The sequence below is a fragment of the Klebsiella sp. 18074 genome, assembly GCF_902705905.1.
Lineage (GTDB): Bacteria > Pseudomonadota > Gammaproteobacteria > Enterobacterales > Enterobacteriaceae > Klebsiella > Klebsiella terrigena.
In genome coordinates, this window is the sequence record NZ_CACSIS010000012.1 from 62,288 (window position 1) to 79,483 (window position 17,196).

At 57.6% G+C, this 17,196-nt stretch carries 16 protein-coding genes; 14 read left to right on the plus strand and 2 right to left on the minus strand.

Annotated features, from left to right (window positions below; translation table 11 throughout):
- Positions 1-22 precede the first annotated feature (22 nt).
- From entD to GVK32_RS13520, 5 genes are all read left to right on the plus strand, one after another.
- Positions 23-673, plus strand: coding sequence for an enterobactin synthase subunit EntD (entD, locus tag GVK32_RS13500; protein WP_159868514.1), 651 nt, complete (start codon positions 23-25; stop codon positions 671-673).
- Positions 674-799: 126 nt separating this feature from the next.
- Positions 800-1,741: a D-ribose ABC transporter substrate-binding protein gene (locus tag GVK32_RS13505; RefSeq protein WP_159868517.1), complete on the plus strand. Its 942-nt coding sequence runs from the start codon at positions 800-802 to the stop codon at positions 1,739-1,741.
- A 12-nt stretch (positions 1,742-1,753) separates the two neighbouring features.
- The gene (locus GVK32_RS13510; RefSeq protein ID WP_159868520.1) at positions 1,754-2,362 is read left to right on the plus strand and encodes a DUF2291 family protein; all 609 of its coding nucleotides are present in this window, start codon (positions 1,754-1,756) and stop codon (positions 2,360-2,362) included.
- Positions 2,362-3,888 carry a sugar ABC transporter ATP-binding protein gene (locus tag GVK32_RS13515; protein ID WP_200842874.1) on the plus strand — a complete coding sequence of 509 codons (1,527 nt, stop codon included), beginning with the start codon at positions 2,362-2,364 and terminating at the stop codon, positions 3,886-3,888. The genes GVK32_RS13510 and GVK32_RS13515 overlap by 1 nt, the downstream gene beginning before the upstream one ends.
- A gap of 2 nt (positions 3,889-3,890) precedes the next feature.
- Entirely contained in the window at positions 3,891-4,982 is a 1,092-nt protein-coding gene (locus GVK32_RS13520; protein ID WP_159868523.1) for an ABC transporter permease, read from the plus strand.
- 132 nt (positions 4,983-5,114) lie between these two features.
- Here the strand turns inward: GVK32_RS13520 and GVK32_RS13525 are convergent, their stop codons facing one another.
- The gene (locus GVK32_RS13525; RefSeq protein ID WP_159868526.1) at positions 5,115-6,065 is read right to left on the minus strand and encodes a sugar-binding transcriptional regulator; all 951 of its coding nucleotides are present in this window, start codon (positions 6,063-6,065) and stop codon (positions 5,115-5,117) included.
- Positions 6,066-6,380: 315 nt separating this feature from the next.
- Here GVK32_RS13525 and GVK32_RS13530 point away from each other — a divergent pair, with 315 nt between their 5' ends.
- The 4 genes from GVK32_RS13530 to GVK32_RS13545 are packed head-to-tail and all read left to right on the plus strand — an operon-like array spanning position 6,381 to position 11,126.
- Positions 6,381-7,211: a transketolase gene (locus GVK32_RS13530; RefSeq protein ID WP_159868529.1), complete on the plus strand. Its 831-nt coding sequence runs from the start codon at positions 6,381-6,383 to the stop codon at positions 7,209-7,211.
- Positions 7,204-8,157 (plus strand): transketolase family protein, encoded by a 954-nt coding sequence (locus GVK32_RS13535; RefSeq protein ID WP_159868532.1) that lies wholly within the window; start codon positions 7,204-7,206, stop codon positions 8,155-8,157. Before GVK32_RS13530 ends, GVK32_RS13535 begins: the two co-directional genes overlap by 8 nt.
- Positions 8,158-8,188: 31 nt before the next feature.
- Positions 8,189-9,607: an L-fucose/L-arabinose isomerase family protein gene (locus GVK32_RS13540; protein WP_159868535.1), complete on the plus strand. Its 1,419-nt coding sequence runs from the start codon at positions 8,189-8,191 to the stop codon at positions 9,605-9,607.
- On the plus strand, positions 9,558-11,126 hold the full coding sequence (locus tag GVK32_RS13545) for an FGGY family carbohydrate kinase (protein WP_159868538.1): 1,569 nt from the start codon (positions 9,558-9,560) through the stop codon (positions 11,124-11,126). Before GVK32_RS13540 ends, GVK32_RS13545 begins: the two co-directional genes overlap by 50 nt.
- A 70-nt stretch (positions 11,127-11,196) precedes the next feature.
- On the opposite strand, the gene GVK32_RS13550 is transcribed toward GVK32_RS13545, so the two are convergent.
- Entirely contained in the window at positions 11,197-11,895 is a 699-nt protein-coding gene (locus tag GVK32_RS13550; RefSeq protein ID WP_159868541.1) for a GNAT family N-acetyltransferase, read from the minus strand.
- 210 nt (positions 11,896-12,105) lie between these two features.
- On the opposite strand from GVK32_RS13550, the gene GVK32_RS13555 reads away from it, so the two are divergent.
- From GVK32_RS13555 to GVK32_RS13575, 5 genes are all read left to right on the plus strand, one after another.
- Positions 12,106-13,674, plus strand: a complete 1,569-nt coding sequence (locus tag GVK32_RS13555) for an ABC transporter substrate-binding protein (RefSeq protein WP_159868544.1) — start codon at positions 12,106-12,108, stop codon at positions 13,672-13,674.
- Positions 13,675-13,766: 92 nt separating this feature from the next.
- Positions 13,767-14,816: an ABC transporter permease gene (locus GVK32_RS13560; RefSeq protein ID WP_227697850.1), complete on the plus strand. Its 1,050-nt coding sequence runs from the start codon at positions 13,767-13,769 to the stop codon at positions 14,814-14,816.
- On the plus strand, positions 14,816-15,649 hold the full coding sequence (locus GVK32_RS13565) for an ABC transporter permease (protein WP_132511510.1): 834 nt from the start codon (positions 14,816-14,818) through the stop codon (positions 15,647-15,649). The genes GVK32_RS13560 and GVK32_RS13565 overlap by 1 nt, the downstream gene beginning before the upstream one ends.
- Complete coding sequence (locus tag GVK32_RS13570) at positions 15,642-16,478, plus strand: ABC transporter ATP-binding protein (RefSeq protein ID WP_159868547.1); 837 nt, start codon at positions 15,642-15,644, stop codon at positions 16,476-16,478. The genes GVK32_RS13565 and GVK32_RS13570 overlap by 8 nt, the downstream gene beginning before the upstream one ends.
- On the plus strand, positions 16,465-17,169 hold the full coding sequence (locus GVK32_RS13575) for an ABC transporter ATP-binding protein (RefSeq protein ID WP_076944871.1): 705 nt from the start codon (positions 16,465-16,467) through the stop codon (positions 17,167-17,169). Before GVK32_RS13570 ends, GVK32_RS13575 begins: the two co-directional genes overlap by 14 nt.
- Positions 17,170-17,196 lie beyond the last annotated feature (27 nt).

The following is a 17,196-nucleotide window of genomic DNA, read 5'->3' on the forward strand; positions in this document are numbered from 1 at the left end:
GCAAATCGGTTAACATCCTTTCATGCACACACGTCACAGCACGCTTCTCCTTGCCGGCCATCTGCTTCAGCGGATTGATTTCGACCCTGCCAGCTTCCAGCCCGCGGATCTGCTGTGGCTGCCCCATCACGCCCTGCTCGCCGCTGGCGGCCGCAAGCGCCAGACCGAACACCTTGCCGGGCGCATCGCCGCCGTGCACGCCCTGCGCGAAGTTGGCGAAAAAGTGCCGCCGCCGCCCGGCGAGCAGCGCCAGCCGCTGTGGCCCGCGCCGTGGTTCGGCAGCATCAGCCACTGTGAAAACAGCGCCCTGGCGGTGGTCTCCTCTTACCCGATAGGGATTGATATTGAGCGGTGTTTTACCCCGGCGCTGGCGGCGGAGCTCGAAAGCAGCATTATCAACGCCGCGGAAAAACCGCTGCTGGCGGCCAGCGGCCTGCCCTTTGCACTGGCGCTGACGCTGGCGTTCTCGGCAAAAGAGAGTGGGTTTAAGGCCTGGTCCACATATGCCACCGACCTGCCCGGCTTTCATAGTGCGCAAATTATCGCCATGGATGCCGACACACTGCATTTACGCTTCAATGCCGCATTTAGCGCGAATCTCGAAAATATCACTATTCGTATCAATTGGTTAATTACCCCCCCCTATATTATCACCTGTACCCGCTATCGCTGAAAATCGTGATCATTTTCTCCTTTTAAAAAATTAGCTGCCTAAACCATAGACAGTTCAACAACTCGGCTTTATCGTTACATTGAATAATAAATCATTATTGAATAAATATTCAATGTGGAGAAAAAGATGAAAGCTAACTTTGTTAAATCTACCCTACTCGCTGCAACGATCGCCGCTTCCGGCTCGCTGTTTGCCGCCGATAATGGCCTTATCGCCATTATCACACCTTCTCATGATAACCCGTTCTTTAAAGCCGAAGCGGATGGTGCCGCAGCAAAAGCTAAAGAGCTGGGATACACCACGCTTATCGCTTCCCATGATGACGACGTGAATAAGCAAAACCAGCTGATTGAAACGGCTATCGCCCGTAAAGCCAAAGCCATCATTCTCGATAATGCCGGTGCCGATGCTACCGTCGGACCGCTGGAGAAAGCAAAAGCGGCGGGCGTGCCGGCCTTTTTAATCGATCGCGAAATCAACAAAACCGGTATCGCCGTCGCCCAGATCGTCTCCAATAACTATCAAGGTGCCCAGCTGGGAGCGGAGAAGTTCGCCAAACTGCTTAACAGCAAAGGCAAATATGTGGAACTGCTGGGCCGCCAGTCAGACACCAATGCTGGCGTTCGCTCTCAGGGATATCACGATATTCTGGATGATTACCCGGACATGAAAATGGTTGCCCAGCAAACGGCCAACTGGAGCCAAACCGAGGCCTTCACCCGTATGGAATCTATCCTGCAAACCCATCCCGATATCGTCGGCGTGATCTCCGGAAACGATACCATGGCTCTGGGTGCGGAAGCCGCGCTGAAGGCCGCGGGTAAAAAAGATGTCATCGTTGTCGGCTTCGACGGCAGTGACTACACCCGCGACTCCATCCTTAACAATGGCAATATCAAAGCCACCGTACTGCAGCCGGGCTGGAAACAAGCCCAGATGGCCGTTGAGCAAGCGGACTTCTTCCTGAAAAACGGTAAAGCCCAGAAGGAAGAGAAGCAGCTGATGGATTGCATTCTTATCGATCAATCCAACGCTAAAAAACTCAACATGTTTAACCTCAGCGAGTAAGGCGGAGACGTTATGTTATTAAAACAATGGGGTGTCGCGCTGATAGGGTGCGCCACCCTGTTGCTGACGGCCTGCACGGTGGTAAATCTGGACGAAAATGGTAAACCGATTCTGCCCGCCGACCCGAATGCACAACCTGGCTTCGACAACCTGAGTCCGCAGCAGATCGCGCAGCAAACCTGGCAAACGCGCGTTATCGACTCAGCAAACCAACATGCCCTGGATGCCAATGCGCTGGAGAGCGAATTAAAAACATCCTCGAGTACGCCCCGCAGCGTTTTTGTTCGTCTGACCCAGCAGGTCTCCGCGGTTGATGTGAGCAGCGATCGTGAGCAAAAACTCACGTTCAGCCTCAACGGTCGGCCGCTCGCCGTTCAGGTCGGACCGATCATGCGCGGAAATGCGATTCGCGATGCCAGCGGGTTTAAGTTTGAAGATTTCACTAACCAGGTGCAGTTTGCCCAACTTTCGCGAGCATACAACCGCGAGGCGGCGAAACGGTTACCCAAAGTGGATGCTGGCTGGAAAGATAAATCCGTCACCGTCATCTTCGCGGTCACACTGAGCCACGGTGAGGCGCAAGATGCCGCAGCTCTGGTACTGCAACAGGAGACACCGTAATGAGCACGCCCCTTGAGGACGATATTATTCTCCGCACTCACGGTATCTCGATGCTGTTCCCCGGTACCGTCGCGCTGGATAGCGTTGACTATAACGTCTGGCGCGGCAAGGTTAATGTGATTATCGGTGAAAACGGCGCCGGAAAATCTACGCTGATGAAAATTCTGGCTGGAGTCCAGCAGCCCAGCCTCGGTGAGATACGGCTAAACGGCAAAACGGTGCATTTTTCCAGCACGCGTGATGCCGCCATGCACGGTATCGGTATGGTGCATCAGGAACTGAACCTCTTCGAAAATCTGAACGTGGCCGAGAATATTTTTCTCGGCCGTGAGCTGCAAAGCGGCATCACGCCGATTAATGAGGCCGAGCAGGAAAAACGCGCCGCCGAACTGCTCAAAAGATTGGATCAGCCGATTTCGCCCCGTGAATTAGTCGGCAACCTGAAAGTCGGTCAGCAGCAGCTTATCGAAATTGCTAAAGCGCTGGCCGAAGATGCAGATATTCTGATCCTTGATGAACCCACCTCAGCCCTGAGTAAAACTGAAGTCGAGATCCTGTTTCGGGTGATTCGTGAACTAACCCGCCAGGGCGTCTCCATTATCTATATTTCTCACCGTCTTGAAGAACTGATGGCTATTGGTGATGTCATCACCATTTTACGCGACGGCAAATTCCAGTCCGAAGCAAAGGTACGTGATATCGACGTTCCGTGGATTGTCAGGGAAATGCTCGGCAGCGACCCAGTGAGCAGCTTCCTCGAACCGGGACGTACTTTCGGCGTACCGCTTCTGGAAGCTGAGCACATCACCTGCGTTAACGCCGCCGGTAACCGGGTGGTCAATGACGTCAGTTTTAAAGTCCACGCAGGGGAGATCGTTGGTATTTACGGCCTGATGGGAGCCGGACGAACCGAGCTTTTCGAATGTATGCTGGGTACCGAACGCAGCTACTTCGGCAAGCTGTGGCTGGATAGCAAGCCTGTGCCACAGCGGCTGGCAACCGCCGAACGAATCCGCATGGGCATGAGCCTGGTACCGGAGGACCGTAAGCGGACCGGTATTTTCCCTATATCCTCGGTTGCCAGCAACCTAACGATCGCCAGCCTGTGGCGACGCTTACAGCGCGGCTTGACCATCGCGGATAAAGAAGAGGAGGCCGTCGTCGCCAGCACCATTGGCAGCCTGTCGATTAAGGTCTCCTCCCCGGAGGTGGAAATTCAGGCCCTCAGCGGCGGCAACCAGCAAAAAGTCGTGATTGGACGCTCTCTGCTGACCAACCCGAAAGTCCTGTTTCTCGATGAGCCCACCCGAGGGATAGATATCGGCGCCAAGGCTGATGTATTTCGCATGATGGTGCAGCTCTCGCAGCAAGGGATTGCCGTGGTCTTTTCTACCTCAGATTTGAAAGAAATTATGGCGGTTTCCGACCGTATTCTGGTGATGTCAGGCGGCAAACTCACCGCTGATATAGTTCGTGACCAGGCCGAAGAATCGGCGCTCGTCTTAGCAAGTGCTCAGGGGTTTTAACTATGAAAACAACACAATCTGTTGCGTTGACGCCGCGTAGCGGGACATCGCTGTCTCGCGAAAACATACTGCTGCTTCTGCTAAAGCTGCGTACCTTCATTGCTCTATTTTTAATAGTCGGCTTTTTTACTATTACCGTGCCTGGCTTTCTGTCCGCCGGCAGCATGGTGATCATGATTAAACATATCGCCATCAACGCGTTTCTGGCCCTTGGGATCACTTTCGTTATTATTACCGCAGGTATCGATCTTTCGATCGGCGCCACGCTGGGACTCTGCGGCATGATTGCCGGATGGCTTATCACAAAAGGCATTGTGCTGCCGATGTTTGGCATCGCCATTTTCCCAAGCGTGTGGGTCATTGTGCCGATTGTATTGCTGATTGGAGCGTTAATTGGTTCAGTAAATGGATGGATTATCACTCGCTACAACGTGGCACCTTTCATTTGTACTCTTGGTACCATGTACGTGCTGCGCGGCGCGGCCATGCTCACCTCAGATGGGCAGACTTTCCCAGGTCTTGCCGGCAATCCGCAGCTGGGCAACACCGGCTTTGACGGAATTGGCGCCGGTACGCTATTAGGTATTCCATGGGCTATCTGGATGATGATCGTGCTGGCGTTAATCATCGCCTATGTCGCCCGTCGCCTGCCGTTTGGCCGCCACGTCTACGCCATTGGCGATAATGAGCGCGCGGCCGAACTCTCCGGCGTGAAGGTCAAACAGGTCAAAGTGCTGGTTTATACGCTCTCAGGCTTTTGCGCCGCAATTGCCGGGATCGTGGTTTCCGCACAGCTGCTCGCCAGCCATCCAGCCAACGGTACCGCTTTTGAAATGAACGCTATTGCCGCAGTTGTGCTTGGCGGAACATCGCTGGCTGGCGGTCGCGGAACCATTCTGGGTACGCTAATCGGCGCTTTCGTTATCGGTTTCCTCGCTGATGGTCTGGTCATGATGGGAGTGAGCGAATTCTGGCAAATGGTGATTAAAGGGGTGGTGATTATCGTTGCGGTGATTATCGATCAAATGCAAAACCGAATGCAGCAAAAGGCGGCGGTTGTCGCCCAGAAGGCGGTAATTGAAGGTAGTAAGTAGCCCCTTCCTCCCCGTGGCCTGCACCACGGGGAGCTTGCTGAGTTAACCGCTGATTCTGCCGCTTCTGACTATCCCCACAGATGCACGATCGGCACCGACTCAGCCAGCCATCTGCAACGCGTCGGCACTATTTTATTCTTTCACTAACGCGCGGGCGGTAGCGAAGTCCGTAATCAGGACATCAATATATTTCCCTTCCAGCGCGCCACGAATGGCATTGCCTTTTTCCACTCCTCCAGCCAGCGCAATCACGTGCCGACACGAGCGAATTTGCTCCAGCTCCATACCAATCACCGGGTCTTCTTCATGACTCAGTACGGGATTTCCGGCCGCATCGTAATAGTGCAGGCAGATATCACCTACCGCGCCTCGTTGTGCCAGGAGCTGAAGCATCTCTTCATTATAATAGTTGCCGGAGTTCTTCAGCAGCTGGGATGGTTCAAGTTCACCTATGCCAACAATTGCCACATCAACCTCGGCAAACTTTGCCACTACCGCCGCGACGTCAGGGCTGTTAACCAGCCGGGATCTCTCCTCAACCGAATGCTCGATACTTTGCGAAGGCAGCAGCCATGCCGGGCAATCCAGGTGAGCCGCCAGCTGCTGGGTAAGAATCGTCGCCTGCACGTTACCGTTGGGACCCACGCCGCCTAAGAGCTGAATTACGCCAGCGGCGCGAATATTTTGCGGATGCATTTCATCAACCATGCAGCGAATGGTGCTACTCCAGGAAGAAATTCCCACCAGGTCCTCTGGACGCAGGCGTGTTTCAACATAGTGCGCGGCGGCGCTACCAATAGCATGTTTAACCTGCGCATAGCCGGCATTCTCGCCGACATCCACGACTATAGCCTGACGAATACCAAAGCGCTCTTCAATCGCTTTTTCCAGCTCGACGAAGATATTCGTTGGTTGAACAACGGTGATTTTTACCAGCCCTTCTTTCTGGCAGCGCGTCAGCGCGCGCGAAACAAAAGATTGCGACAGGTGCAGCAATGAGGCAATTTCGGACTGCTTTTTGTTCTCGCTGTAATAAAGCGTGGCAATTTTCACCAGCAAACGTTGTTCATCCTGCTTAGACATAGCGTTCCCCTTAAATTCTTCCTCGTTATTTTTATGCATAGCTGAATAGATAACAAGCTTCCTGCTCTTTCCCCAAACGATCCAAATGTGATCGTTTTCTCTTTTCTTAGAAAATAGCCTGTACAAGTCGTGGACAAAGCCACTAGCAGGGCATATCTTATCTATGTGAATAATAAATCAGTAATGAATATATATTCAACATGAGAAATAATCCGTTGTTTCTGTTGTTTTTTAGCTTGCCAGAAGCATCTGACGTTTTTTCTTGCCCTTCCTGAATAATTATTCAGTAAAGAATTAACATTCAAGAGGTATTTTATGAATCCGTTTTCGCTCTCCATTGTGGAGTTAGAAAAGAAAGCACGGGCAATTCGCCGTCGCATCATCGTAATCAATGCTGAAAGCCCTGCAGGTGGTCACACTGGGGCCGATTTATCGCAGGTAGAACTGCTGACGGCCCTCTACTTCCGCATCCTTAACTGCTCGCCACAGCTGCAAGACAGCGACGAACGAGATATTTATATCCAATCCAAGGGGCATGCAGTCGGCGGCTATTACTGCGTGCTGGCGGAAGCCGGATTTATCCCGACGGACTGGCTCGCTACTTATCAACACGCTGATTCACATCTGCCAGGGCATCCGGTTCGCCATAAAACACCGGGGATAGAGTTGAATACCGGCGCATTGGGTCACGGTCTTCCCGTCGCCGTCGGAATTGCGCTGGCGGCCAAGCGGGATAATAGTAAACGCCGCATTTTCGTCGTCACCGGAGACGGAGAGTTAGCGGAAGGCAGCAACTGGGAAGCCGCGCTGGTTGCTGCGCACTACCAGCTGGATAATCTTTTTATTATCAATGATAAAAACAACCTTCAGTTGGCGGGATTAACCAAAGACATTATGAATACTGACCCGCTGGATGAAAAGTGGCGTGCTTTCGGTATGGAAGTCACCGAGTGTAATGGTAATGACATGGCTGACGTTGTCGCTACCCTGGAAGGGTTGCAGCCTCATGGCAAACCACACGTCGTCATCGCTAATACCACTAAGGGGGCCGGTATTTCCTTTATTCAGGGGCGTTCCGAATGGCATCACCGGGTACCTAAAGGTGAAGAAATTGAACTGGCTCTGGAGGAACTGAAAGATGAGTAATAGCGAACATCTCGCCACGGTAATGGTGAATGCTCTTATAGATGCCGTCGAACGCGGAGTGGACGTGGTCCCGGTAGTGGCCGACTCAACCTCAACGGCAAAAATAGCGCCATTTATGCAGAAATTCCCCGGCCGTCTGGTCAACGTCGGTATCGCCGAACAAACGCTGGTCGGCGCGGCGGCGGGCCTGGCGCTGGGAGGGAAAATTGCCGTCACCTGTAATGCGGCCCCGTTCTTAATTTCGCGCGCCAACGAACAGATAAAAGTGGACGTCTGCTACAACAATACCAACGTGAAACTGTTTGGCCTCAATGCCGGTGCCAGCTACGGCCCGCTGGCAAGCACGCACCATAGTATTGACGATATAGCCGTCCTGCGCGGTTTCGGTAACATCGAAATCTATGCACCTTCCTGCCCGCGCGAATGCCGCCAGGTCATCGACTATGCGCTGGCCCACGTCGGCCCGGTCTATATCCGTCTTGATGGCAAAGCGCTACCGGAGCTGCATGATGAGAACTATCGCTTTACGCCAGGTAAGATTGATGTCCTGCGTCAAGGCACCGACGTAGCTCTGGTCGCCATGGGCTCTACGGTGCATGAGATTGTTGCCGCCGCGGCAAGACTGGCGGAAAACGGTATTGACGCCTCGGTTATCAGTGTAACGTCTATTCGTCCTTGCGACAGGGCACAGCTTCTGGCGACGCTCAGGCCGCACCAAGCCGTCATTAGCGTAGAAGAACACAACATTAACGGCGGTGTCGGAAGCCTGGTGGCAGAAGTGCTCGCCGAAGCGGGCTGCGCGATCCCACTGCGCCGTCTCGGTATCCCGGACGGTGAATACGCTATTGCCGGCGACCGTTCCGCCACCCGCGCCCGACATGAGATCGACGCAGCTGGCGTGGTTAAAAACGCCACGGCCCTTTTTCAGGCGTACGCAAAACAATAACAAGATCGAATATCTTACTGGAGAATGAACGATGTCCCGTATTCCGCAACAACTCACGATGGGTGTCATTATCGGCAACCGAGGTTTTTTCCCGAGCTATCTGGTGGCAGAAGCGCGCGAACAGGCGACCGCCCTGTTTGCTCGCCTGGGGATTAACACTATTATGCTCAACGATACGCAAACCGAACTGGGCGGCGTAGAAACGCGCCAAGACGCGAAGGTTTGCGCCGAACTGTTCCGCGCCCACCGGGACGAAATTCACGGTGTAGTGGTGCTACTGCCTAACTTCGGGGATGAAAAAGCGATCGCTGAAACGCTGCGTCTTTCCGGCCTGGGCGTGCCAGTACTGGTTCAGGCCGAAGAAGATAACCTCGATAAAATGGGGCTGGCGACGCGTCGCGACAGCTTCTGCGGCAAAATCTCCCTGTGCAACAACCTACGCCAGTACGGAATCCCCTTTACGCTGACTACACAGCACGTCTGCGCGCTAAGCGGCAACGTGTTTGAAAAAGACCTTCTGCGTTTTGAACAGATCTGCCGGGTCGTCAGCAGCATGCGCGGAGTCCGCGTGGGGGCAATCGGCGCGCGTCCGGCTGGTTTTAACACCGTTCGCTATAGCGAAAAGCTGCTTGAGCGGCTGGGCATCGCCGTAGAAACCCTCGATCTGTCCGAAGTTTTTACCCGCATAAAACGACTACGCGATGACGATATCCGCGTTGATGAAAAACGCCGCCTCCTGCTCGATAATGCCGATGCCAGTGCCATTCCAGCAGACAAAATAGTCACGATGGCCAAGCTGTTCGTGGTGATAGGTGAGTGGATCGTTGCCAACGATATCGATACCACCGCTATTCAGTGCTGGACATCATTACAGGAAAACCTCGGAATCAACGTTTGCTCCATTATGAGCATCATGTCCGGACAGCTGATGCCCAGCGCCTGCGAGGTCGACGTGATGGGCGCATTGTCGATGTATGCACTGGCCAGCAGTAACCTCAATCCGGCTTCCATCGCCGACTGGAATAACAACTTTGGCGACGATCGAGATAAATGCGTGCTGTTTCACTGCGGCAACTTCGCCGCTGCAAGCCTCGAGTCGCCACATATGGGCACCGCAGATATCATCGGGACGACCGTCGGCAAGGAGAATACCTGCGGTGCGGTACACGGCAGGATGAAGAGCGGACAGCTGACCTATTTCCGCCTGAGCACCGACGATCTAACCGGCGAAATCAAAGCCTACGTTGGCACGGGCCAGTCAGTTGACGATCCGCTGGATACCGTAGGTTGCCGCGCGGTTATTCAGGTTCCGCATCTGGAGCAGCTGCTGTCATGGATTTGCCGTAACGGTTTTGAGCATCATGTGGCGATGAACCACTCCGCCAGCGCCGAGATCCTGCATGAAGCCTTTACGCGCTACCTCGGCATTAATACCTATCTGCATCAGTGAGGGCATTGTGGCCAAAAAAGAGATAATCATCGCCCTTGATGAAGGAACAACCAATGCGAAGGCCGTCGCGTTTGGCACTCGCGGCGAGGTGCTGGCCACCTTCACCCGCCCGCTGGCTATCAGCACGCCGCGGGAAGGTTGGGTGGAGCAGTCGGCTGAACTGCTGGTTGACGCCTCGACGGACATTCTGATGCAGGCTATCGAAGCCGTAGGGAAGGAGAATGTCGCGGCGCTGGCCATCAGCAACCAGCGTGAAACCGCTGTGGGCTGGTATCGCAGCAGCGGCCGTCCGCTGGCCGCCGCGATAACCTGGCAATGTTCGCGCACGGCGGATTTTTGCCAGTCATTGCGTCAGCAGGGTAAAGAAGCGCAGATTAAAGCGACTACCGGCCTCCCCGTCGCCCCACTCTTCTCTGCCTCCAAAATGCGCTGGCTGCTTGAATCTGTGCCAAACGGCTTTGCTCTGGCAGAACAGGGGGAGATATGCCTCGGTACCGTGGACAGCTGGATTTTGTGGAATCTGAGCGGAGGCAGCGCCTTCTACTGTGACTACTCTAACGCCGCACGTACCCAGCTTTTTAACCTGCACACCGCTGGCTGGGACAAAGATATGCTGGCTCTGTTTGCCATTCCCCGTCAGGCATTGGCTGAAATACGCCCCTCCAGCGGTTTTTTTGGCTATACCAAAAACTGTCATGGCATCCCCGACGACATCCCGATTATGGCGATGATCGGCGATTCGCACGCGGCACTGTTCGCCCACGGTTTGGGAGCCGCCGGCTGTGTGAAGGCAACGTATGGCACCGGTTCTTCCGTGATGGCGCCAGTACCATCAGCGCAATTCGATGTCGACACATTAGCGACTACCGTAGCATGGCACGACGGAGAGCAGCTGGTTTATGGCCTGGAAGGGAACATTCCGCATACCGGCGACGCAGTAGCATGGATGGTGGAAAGCACCGGGCTGGATTCACTATCACCGGCAGAGTTGACGAAGCAGCTCAACGAACTGCCCGCCTCGGTAGAGTCCACGCTGGGCGTCTATTTTGTTCCCGCCCTAACCGGACTCGGAGCCCCCTGGTGGGACGAAAACGCACGAGGAATCATCCGTGGACTTAGCAGAGGGGTGAAGCGCGCTCACCTGGTACGCGCCGCACTGGAATCAATTACCTATCAAATAGCTGACGTTGCCATGGCAATGCGCCAGCACGATGATTTTGCATTGGCGGCCCTGATGGTTGACGGCGGGCCAACTAAAAATAGCTGGTTGATGCAGTATCAGGCCGATTTACTGGGCTGCCCGGTCATGCGCAGCGATGTCACAGAACTCTCGGCAATGGGCTCCGCATTACTGGCCCGTAAGGCTTTACTAACGTTAACAACGCAGGAACTGCGCCAGTTTTTACCTGAACATGTTAGCTTTCAACCCAATATGGTACGCCATGAGCGGCTACAAAAGCGTTGGCATGAATGGCGGTTCACCGTTGAACAGACCCGGCGGCAAAAAGCATCGACATAAAAGCGGGCATCAGACCCGCCATGAAACCTGCGGATAGACGCGATATATTCCTGTTCTATCCGCATCCCGCTCACCGACTGAACTCATCCAGCCGTTTTATCTGCCGCCCCTCGGCATCGAAGTTGTCCGCCGCCAGCCACGCCCGCAGTTCGGCGTCGCGCTGCGGCCATTCGCCGTCGATAATCGACAGCATGTCGCTGTCGCGGCTGCGCGCCTTGCGCACCATCTTCTGGCGCAGGCGCCCCTCCCAGGTAAAGCCCAGCCGCTCGGCGGCCCGGCGGGAGGCGATATTCATCGAGTCGCACTTCCACTCCAGGCGCCGGTAGCCGGCGGCAAACGCGTACTTCAGCAGCAGCCAAACCGCCTCGGTGCCCAGCGGGGTATTTTTCATCTTCCGCGACCAGGTGACGTGGCCGATCTCCACCGAGCCCATCGCCTGCTCAATCGCCATAAAGCTCACCAGCCCCACCGCCTGGCCGGAGCCGAGATCGATAACCGCAAAGGGCACCAGCGCGTCGTCGCCGACTTTGCCTGCCACCCAGTGCGCGGTGGCCTCCACGGTTTCGGGGCGCGTACTGGCAAGCCAGGTCCAGTCGCTGTCGTCGCCCAGGGCGTAGGCCGCAAACAGATCGGCGGCGTGTCGCCGGGTATCCAGCGGCTCAAGCCGGCAATAGCGTCCCGTTAACGCGCTGCGCTTTAGCACGCTGGCGCCCTGCCAGCCAACGACCATATCGTTCACCTGCTGGCCATACTGATTGATTTCCGGCATTTTCACGTTCCGTTAAATTGTGATCAAATTGTTATATCAAGAAGCGCGGCGCGCAGAAAGACGGCGGCGTAACTTTTCACTCATCGCCCGATGATATTGATTATGCTTTTTAAGCATAAGCTTATCCGTATTTTGACTTTACGCCTTTGGTGAAGGGGCCTAATTTAGCGGCACATCAATAATCAAAACATCATTTTTCAGGGATTGCTCATGACTAAAAAACTGCTGTCATTACTGGTGCTGACCGCGCTATCCGCCGCCGTCCATGCCGCCACGCCGCCAACCACCCTGGTGGTTGCCCAGGGCCTCGACGATATCGTCAGCCTCGACCCGGCGGAAGCCAACGAACTCTCCAGCATTCAAACGGTACCGAGCCTCTACCAGCGTCTGGTGCAGCCGGACCGCGACAACCCTGAAAAAATCACCCCTATTCTGGCCGAAAGCTGGCAGGCGGACCCGGCAGCGAAAACGCTGACCGTGAAGCTCAAGCCCGAGGCGAAGTTCGCCTCCGGCAACCCGGTACGTCCGGAAGATATTATCTTCTCCTACACCCGCGCGGTGACCCTGAATAAATCCCCGGCCTTTATCCTCAACGTTCTCGGCTGGCAGCCGGACAATATTGCCGCTCAGCTGAAGAAGGTGGATGACCACACGCTGGTGCTGCACTGGAGCGCCGAAGTGAGCCCGGCGGTGGCGCTGAATATTCTCTCCACGCCTATCGCCTCTATCGTCGATGAAAAGCTGGTGGCGCCGAATGCCAAAGATAACGATTTCGGCAACGGCTGGCTGAAGATGCACTCGGCGGGCAGCGGAGCCTTCAAAATGCGCGTTTACCAGCCGCATCAGGCCATCGTGCTGGAGGCCAACGACAGCTCGCCCACCGGCGCGCCGAAGCTGAAAAGCATCATCATCAAAAACGTGCCCGATCCGGCCTCCCGCCGCCTGCTGATCCAGCAGGGTGACGCCGACGTAGCGCGCGATCTGGGCGCCGATCAGATTGCCGCCCTGCAGGGCAAGCCCGGCGTGAAGGTGCTGAGCATTCCGTCGGCGGAACAGAACTACCTGGCGTTTAACACCGGCAACGATGCCAACCCGCTGCTGAAAAACCCGGCGCTGTGGGAAGCCGCACGCTGGCTGGTGGATTACGACGGCATCACGAAGGACCTGCTCAAGGGCCAGTATTTTGTCCACCAGAGCTTCCTGCCAGTGGGTCTGCCGGGGGCGCTGGACAACAATCCGTTTAAATTCGACCCGGCGAAGGCCAAAGCAATCCTCGCCAAAGCCGGAATTAAAGACGCCCACTTCACCCTTGATGTCGAAAACAAGCCGCCGTTTATCACCATCGCCCAGTCAATGCAGGCCAGCTTCGCCCAGGGCGGCGTGAAGATCGATCTGCTGCCGGCGGCCGGCAGCCAGGTGTACGCCCGCGTGCGAGCGAAGCAGCATCAGGCGGCGATTCGCCTGTGGATCCCCGACTACTTCGACGCCCACTCCAACGCCAGCGCCTTTGCTTACAACGACGGGAAATCGAGCACCGTGGCCGGTCTTAACGGCTGGCAAATCCCGGAGCTGAATAAAGCCACCCTCGCGGCGGTGGCCGAGCCGGATGCCGCCAAACGCCTCGGACTCTATAAACAGATGCAGGAAGAGCTGCAGCGCAGCTCGCCGTACGTGTTTGTCGATCAGGGGAAAACGCAGATCGTGGTTCGCGACAACGTCAAGGGCTACCAGCAGGGGCTGAACGCCGATATGGTCTGGTACGATCGGGTCAGCAAATAGCGACGCTTTAGCCACCCGGACGCGGATTTACGCCGCGCTCCGGGGATGTTATCCGCCACGTTCACACGGCACCCTTTACCTACGGAATAACCATGTCTGCTGTTTCACCCACCGGAGCGGAGCGGCGCGCAAAGCGCCCTCTGCTCGCGCTATTTCAGGGGCTGCTCACCCTGGCGCTGACTCTGCTCGGCCTGCTGCTGGTGACCTTCGCGCTCTCGGCGCTGTCGCCGGTTGACCGGGTTTTGCAAATCGTCGGCGACCACGCCAGCCAGTCCACCTACGATCAGGTACGCCATCAGCTCGGCCTTGACCGATCGCTGCCGGTCCAGTTCTGGCACTATCTGACCCAGCTCGCGCACGGCGATCTTGGCATCGCCAGTGCGACCGGCCAGCCGGTGCTTCACGACCTGCTCTCCACCTTCCCGGCAACGCTCGAGCTGGCGACGCTGGCGCTGATTATTGGCGCCCTGCTTGGCGTAACTGCCGGCGTGCTCTGCGCCCGCTACGTCGGCTCGCCCTGGGACCTGGCGGTACGCACCTTTACGCTGCTCGGCAACTCGGTGCCAATTTTTTGGCTCGGCCTGCTGATGCTGGCGCTGTTCTACGCCAGGCTGCAGTGGACGCCTGGCCCCGGGCGGCTGGACGATATTTATCAGTACAGCGTCGAGCCGCGCACCGGGTTTGCGCTGATTGACACCTGGCTGTCGGGTGATAGAGAGGCGTTTAAAAATGCCGTCGGCCACCTGCTGCTGCCGGTGCTGCTGCTGGCCTACTACTCGCTGGCGAGCATCACCCGCCTGACGCGATCCGCCTGCCTGAGCGAGATGAACAAAGAGTACGTCCTGCTGGCGCGCGCCAAAGGGGCCGGCGAAATGACGATCCTCTTTCGTCACGTGCTGCCCAATATTCGCGGCACCCTGCTGACGGTCATTGCTCTGGCCTGGACCGCCATGCTGGAAGGCGCGGTGCTCACCGAAACCGTCTTCTCGTGGCCGGGAATCGGCCGCTATCTCACCACCGCGCTGTTTGCCGGCGACACCACGGCGATCATGGGCGGTACGCTGCTGATTGGCGCCAGCTTCGTCCTGATTAATAACCTTACCGACCTGCTGGTACGGTTAACCGACCCGAGGGTGCGCTGATGCCGACCTGGTTGTTTTTACGCCGCCTGCGCCGCTCCCCCGCCGCCTTTTGCGGGCTGGTGATTATTCTGCTGCTGGTGCTGATGGCGCTGTTCGCGCCGTGGCTGGCGCCGCTGGACCCCAACTGGCAGGATGCCGCCGCCCGCCTGCAGGGACCGAGCGCCCAACACTGGCTCGGCACCGACAGCTACGGCCGCGACCTGCTTTCGCGCCTGATTTACGGCACCCGGCCGGCGCTGGGGCTGGTGGCGCTGGTCACTCTGATCACCCTTCCCGCCGGTCTGCTGGTGGGCATCCTCTCCGGCTACTACGGCGGCTGGCTGGAGCGCGGGCTGATGCGTTTTACCGACGTGGTGATGTCGATGCCGCGGCTGATTCTGGCCTTTGCCTTTGTCGCCATGCTCGGCCCAGGGCTGGTCAACGGCGCGCTGGCGCTGGCGCTCACCGCTTGGCCGGCCTACGCCCGCCAGGCGCGGAGTGAAATTCAGCGCCTGCGCCACAGCGACTACCTGGCGGCGGCGGAAATGATGGGCATTGGCGGCCGGCGACTGCTGATGGGCCACATTCTCCCGCTGTGCCTGCCTTCGGCCATCGTGCGCCTGGCGTTGGATCTGGCGGGCATCATCCTCGCCGCCGCCGGGCTGGGCTTTCTCGGCCTCGGCGCCCGCCCGCCGATGGCGGAATGGGGGGCGATGATCGCCGATGGGATGCAGGTGATTTTCGACCAGTGGTGGATTGCCGCCACGCCCGGCGCGGCGATCCTGATTGCCAGCCTGGCGTTTAACCTGCTGGGCGACGGCCTGCGCGACGTACTGGAGCCACAACATGACTGATACCCGACTCAACGTCCAGGGACTCTCCATTGACTACCCCAGCGCCCGGGTAGTGAACGATTTAAGCTTTACGCTCGGCAACGAACGCCTGGCGCTGGTGGGCGAGTCGGGCTCCGGGAAATCGATGACCGCCCGTGCCCTGATGGGGCTGGTGCGCAGGCCGGGCGCGGTCAGCGCCGGCACGCTCAACGTGCTGGGCCGCGACGCGCTAACCCTCAGCAGCCGCGGCTGGCGCGCGCTGCGCGGCAACGATATGGCGATGGTGCTGCAGGACCCGCGCTATGCGCTAAACCCGGTGCTCAACATCCAGGCGCAGCTGGAGGAGGCCCTTACGCTCCACCAGCGCCTGAACCGCCGCCAGCGGCTGGAGGCGGTGAAAGCCGCCGTGGCCGCCGTGGGCCTCGATTTACCGGTGCTGGCCCGCTATCCGGGGGAGCTCTCCGGCGGCATGGGCCAGCGGGTGATGATCGCCCTGGCGCTCCTTAATAACCCGAAGGTGCTGATTGCCGATGAGCCTACCTCGGCGCTCGACGCCCGCCTGCGCAACCAGATCCTCGAGCTGCTGGTCGAACAGTGCGAGCAGCGGCAGATGGCGATGCTGCTGATCAGCCACGACCTGCCGCTGGTCGCCGAGCACTGCCATCGGGTGCTGGTGATGTATCAGGGGGCGCAGGTCGACGGGATGGCGGCGCGCGACCTGCCTGCGGCCACTCACCCCTATACCCGCACGCTGTGGACCTGCCGTCCCGACGCGCAGACCTACGGCCGGATGCTGCCGACCCTCGACAGAAATCAATCTTTTACGGAGGCGACGCATGACGGTCGTTAATCTCGCGGCGTTACGGGTCATTTTCGGCGCTAAAACGGCGGTTTCCGCCGCCAGCTTCAGCGTTGACGCCGGGGAAACCTTCAGCCTTATCGGCGCTTCCGGCTGCGGAAAATCGACCATTTTGCGGGTGCTGGGCGGGCTGCAGCGCGACTGGAGCGGCGAGGTGGCGCTGTTCGGCAAGGCCATTACGCCGGGCGTTCGCTTCCAGGGCCCGCTGCGGCGCAACGTGCAGATGGTGTTTCAGGATCCCTACGCCTCGCTGCATCCAAACCATACCCTGTGGCGCACCCTCGCGGAGCCGCTGGAGATTCACGGCATCAGCGATATTGCGCAGCGGGTGACGACCGCCCTGGAGCAGGTTGGGCTGCCCGCCGACGCCGCGCGTCGCTATCCGCACCAGCTTTCCGGCGGCCAGCGCCAGCGCGTGGCGATTGCCCGCGCGCTGCTGCTGCGCCCGCAGATCCTGCTGCTAGATGAGCCGACGTCGGCGCTGGATATGTCGGTACAGGCGGAGATCCTCAACCTGCTGAACCGGCTGAAGCAGGAGCACGGAATGACCTATCTGCTGGTGAGCCACGACGCCGACGTGGTGGCCCATATGTCGGACCGGGCGGCGTTTATGGCTGAAGGGGCGATCCAGCGCTTCTTCGACCGCGAAGCGCTGGTTAACGGCGAGCATCGGATGAGCTGAGGTTCGCGAACCGCAGGCCGCTCCCGG

What these genes read in the sequence shown, in the direction of transcription:
- entD (WP_159868514.1), top strand. Translation starts at nt 23, where the DNA reads ATGCACACACGTCACAGCACGCTTCTCCTTGCCGGCCATCTGCTTCAG.
- GVK32_RS13505 (WP_159868517.1), top strand. Translation starts at nt 800, where the DNA reads ATGAAAGCTAACTTTGTTAAATCTACCCTACTCGCTGCAACGATCGCC.
- GVK32_RS13510 (WP_159868520.1), top strand. Translation starts at nt 1,754, where the DNA reads ATGTTATTAAAACAATGGGGTGTCGCGCTGATAGGGTGCGCCACCCTG.
- GVK32_RS13515 (WP_200842874.1), top strand. Translation starts at nt 2,362, where the DNA reads ATGAGCACGCCCCTTGAGGACGATATTATTCTCCGCACTCACGGTATC.
- GVK32_RS13520 (WP_159868523.1), top strand. Translation starts at nt 3,891, where the DNA reads ATGAAAACAACACAATCTGTTGCGTTGACGCCGCGTAGCGGGACATCG.
- GVK32_RS13525 (WP_159868526.1), bottom strand. Translation starts at nt 6,065, where the DNA reads ATGTCTAAGCAGGATGAACAACGTTTGCTGGTGAAAATTGCCACGCTT.
- GVK32_RS13530 (WP_159868529.1), top strand. Translation starts at nt 6,381, where the DNA reads ATGAATCCGTTTTCGCTCTCCATTGTGGAGTTAGAAAAGAAAGCACGG.
- GVK32_RS13535 (WP_159868532.1), top strand. Translation starts at nt 7,204, where the DNA reads ATGAGTAATAGCGAACATCTCGCCACGGTAATGGTGAATGCTCTTATA.
- GVK32_RS13540 (WP_159868535.1), top strand. Translation starts at nt 8,189, where the DNA reads ATGTCCCGTATTCCGCAACAACTCACGATGGGTGTCATTATCGGCAAC.
- GVK32_RS13545 (WP_159868538.1), top strand. Translation starts at nt 9,558, where the DNA reads ATGAAGCCTTTACGCGCTACCTCGGCATTAATACCTATCTGCATCAGT.
- GVK32_RS13550 (WP_159868541.1), bottom strand. Translation starts at nt 11,895, where the DNA reads ATGCCGGAAATCAATCAGTATGGCCAGCAGGTGAACGATATGGTCGTT.
- GVK32_RS13555 (WP_159868544.1), top strand. Translation starts at nt 12,106, where the DNA reads ATGACTAAAAAACTGCTGTCATTACTGGTGCTGACCGCGCTATCCGCC.
- GVK32_RS13560 (WP_227697850.1), top strand. Translation starts at nt 13,767, where the DNA reads ATGTCTGCTGTTTCACCCACCGGAGCGGAGCGGCGCGCAAAGCGCCCT.
- GVK32_RS13565 (WP_132511510.1), top strand. Translation starts at nt 14,816, where the DNA reads ATGCCGACCTGGTTGTTTTTACGCCGCCTGCGCCGCTCCCCCGCCGCC.
- GVK32_RS13570 (WP_159868547.1), top strand. Translation starts at nt 15,642, where the DNA reads ATGACTGATACCCGACTCAACGTCCAGGGACTCTCCATTGACTACCCC.
- GVK32_RS13575 (WP_076944871.1), top strand. Translation starts at nt 16,465, where the DNA reads ATGACGGTCGTTAATCTCGCGGCGTTACGGGTCATTTTCGGCGCTAAA.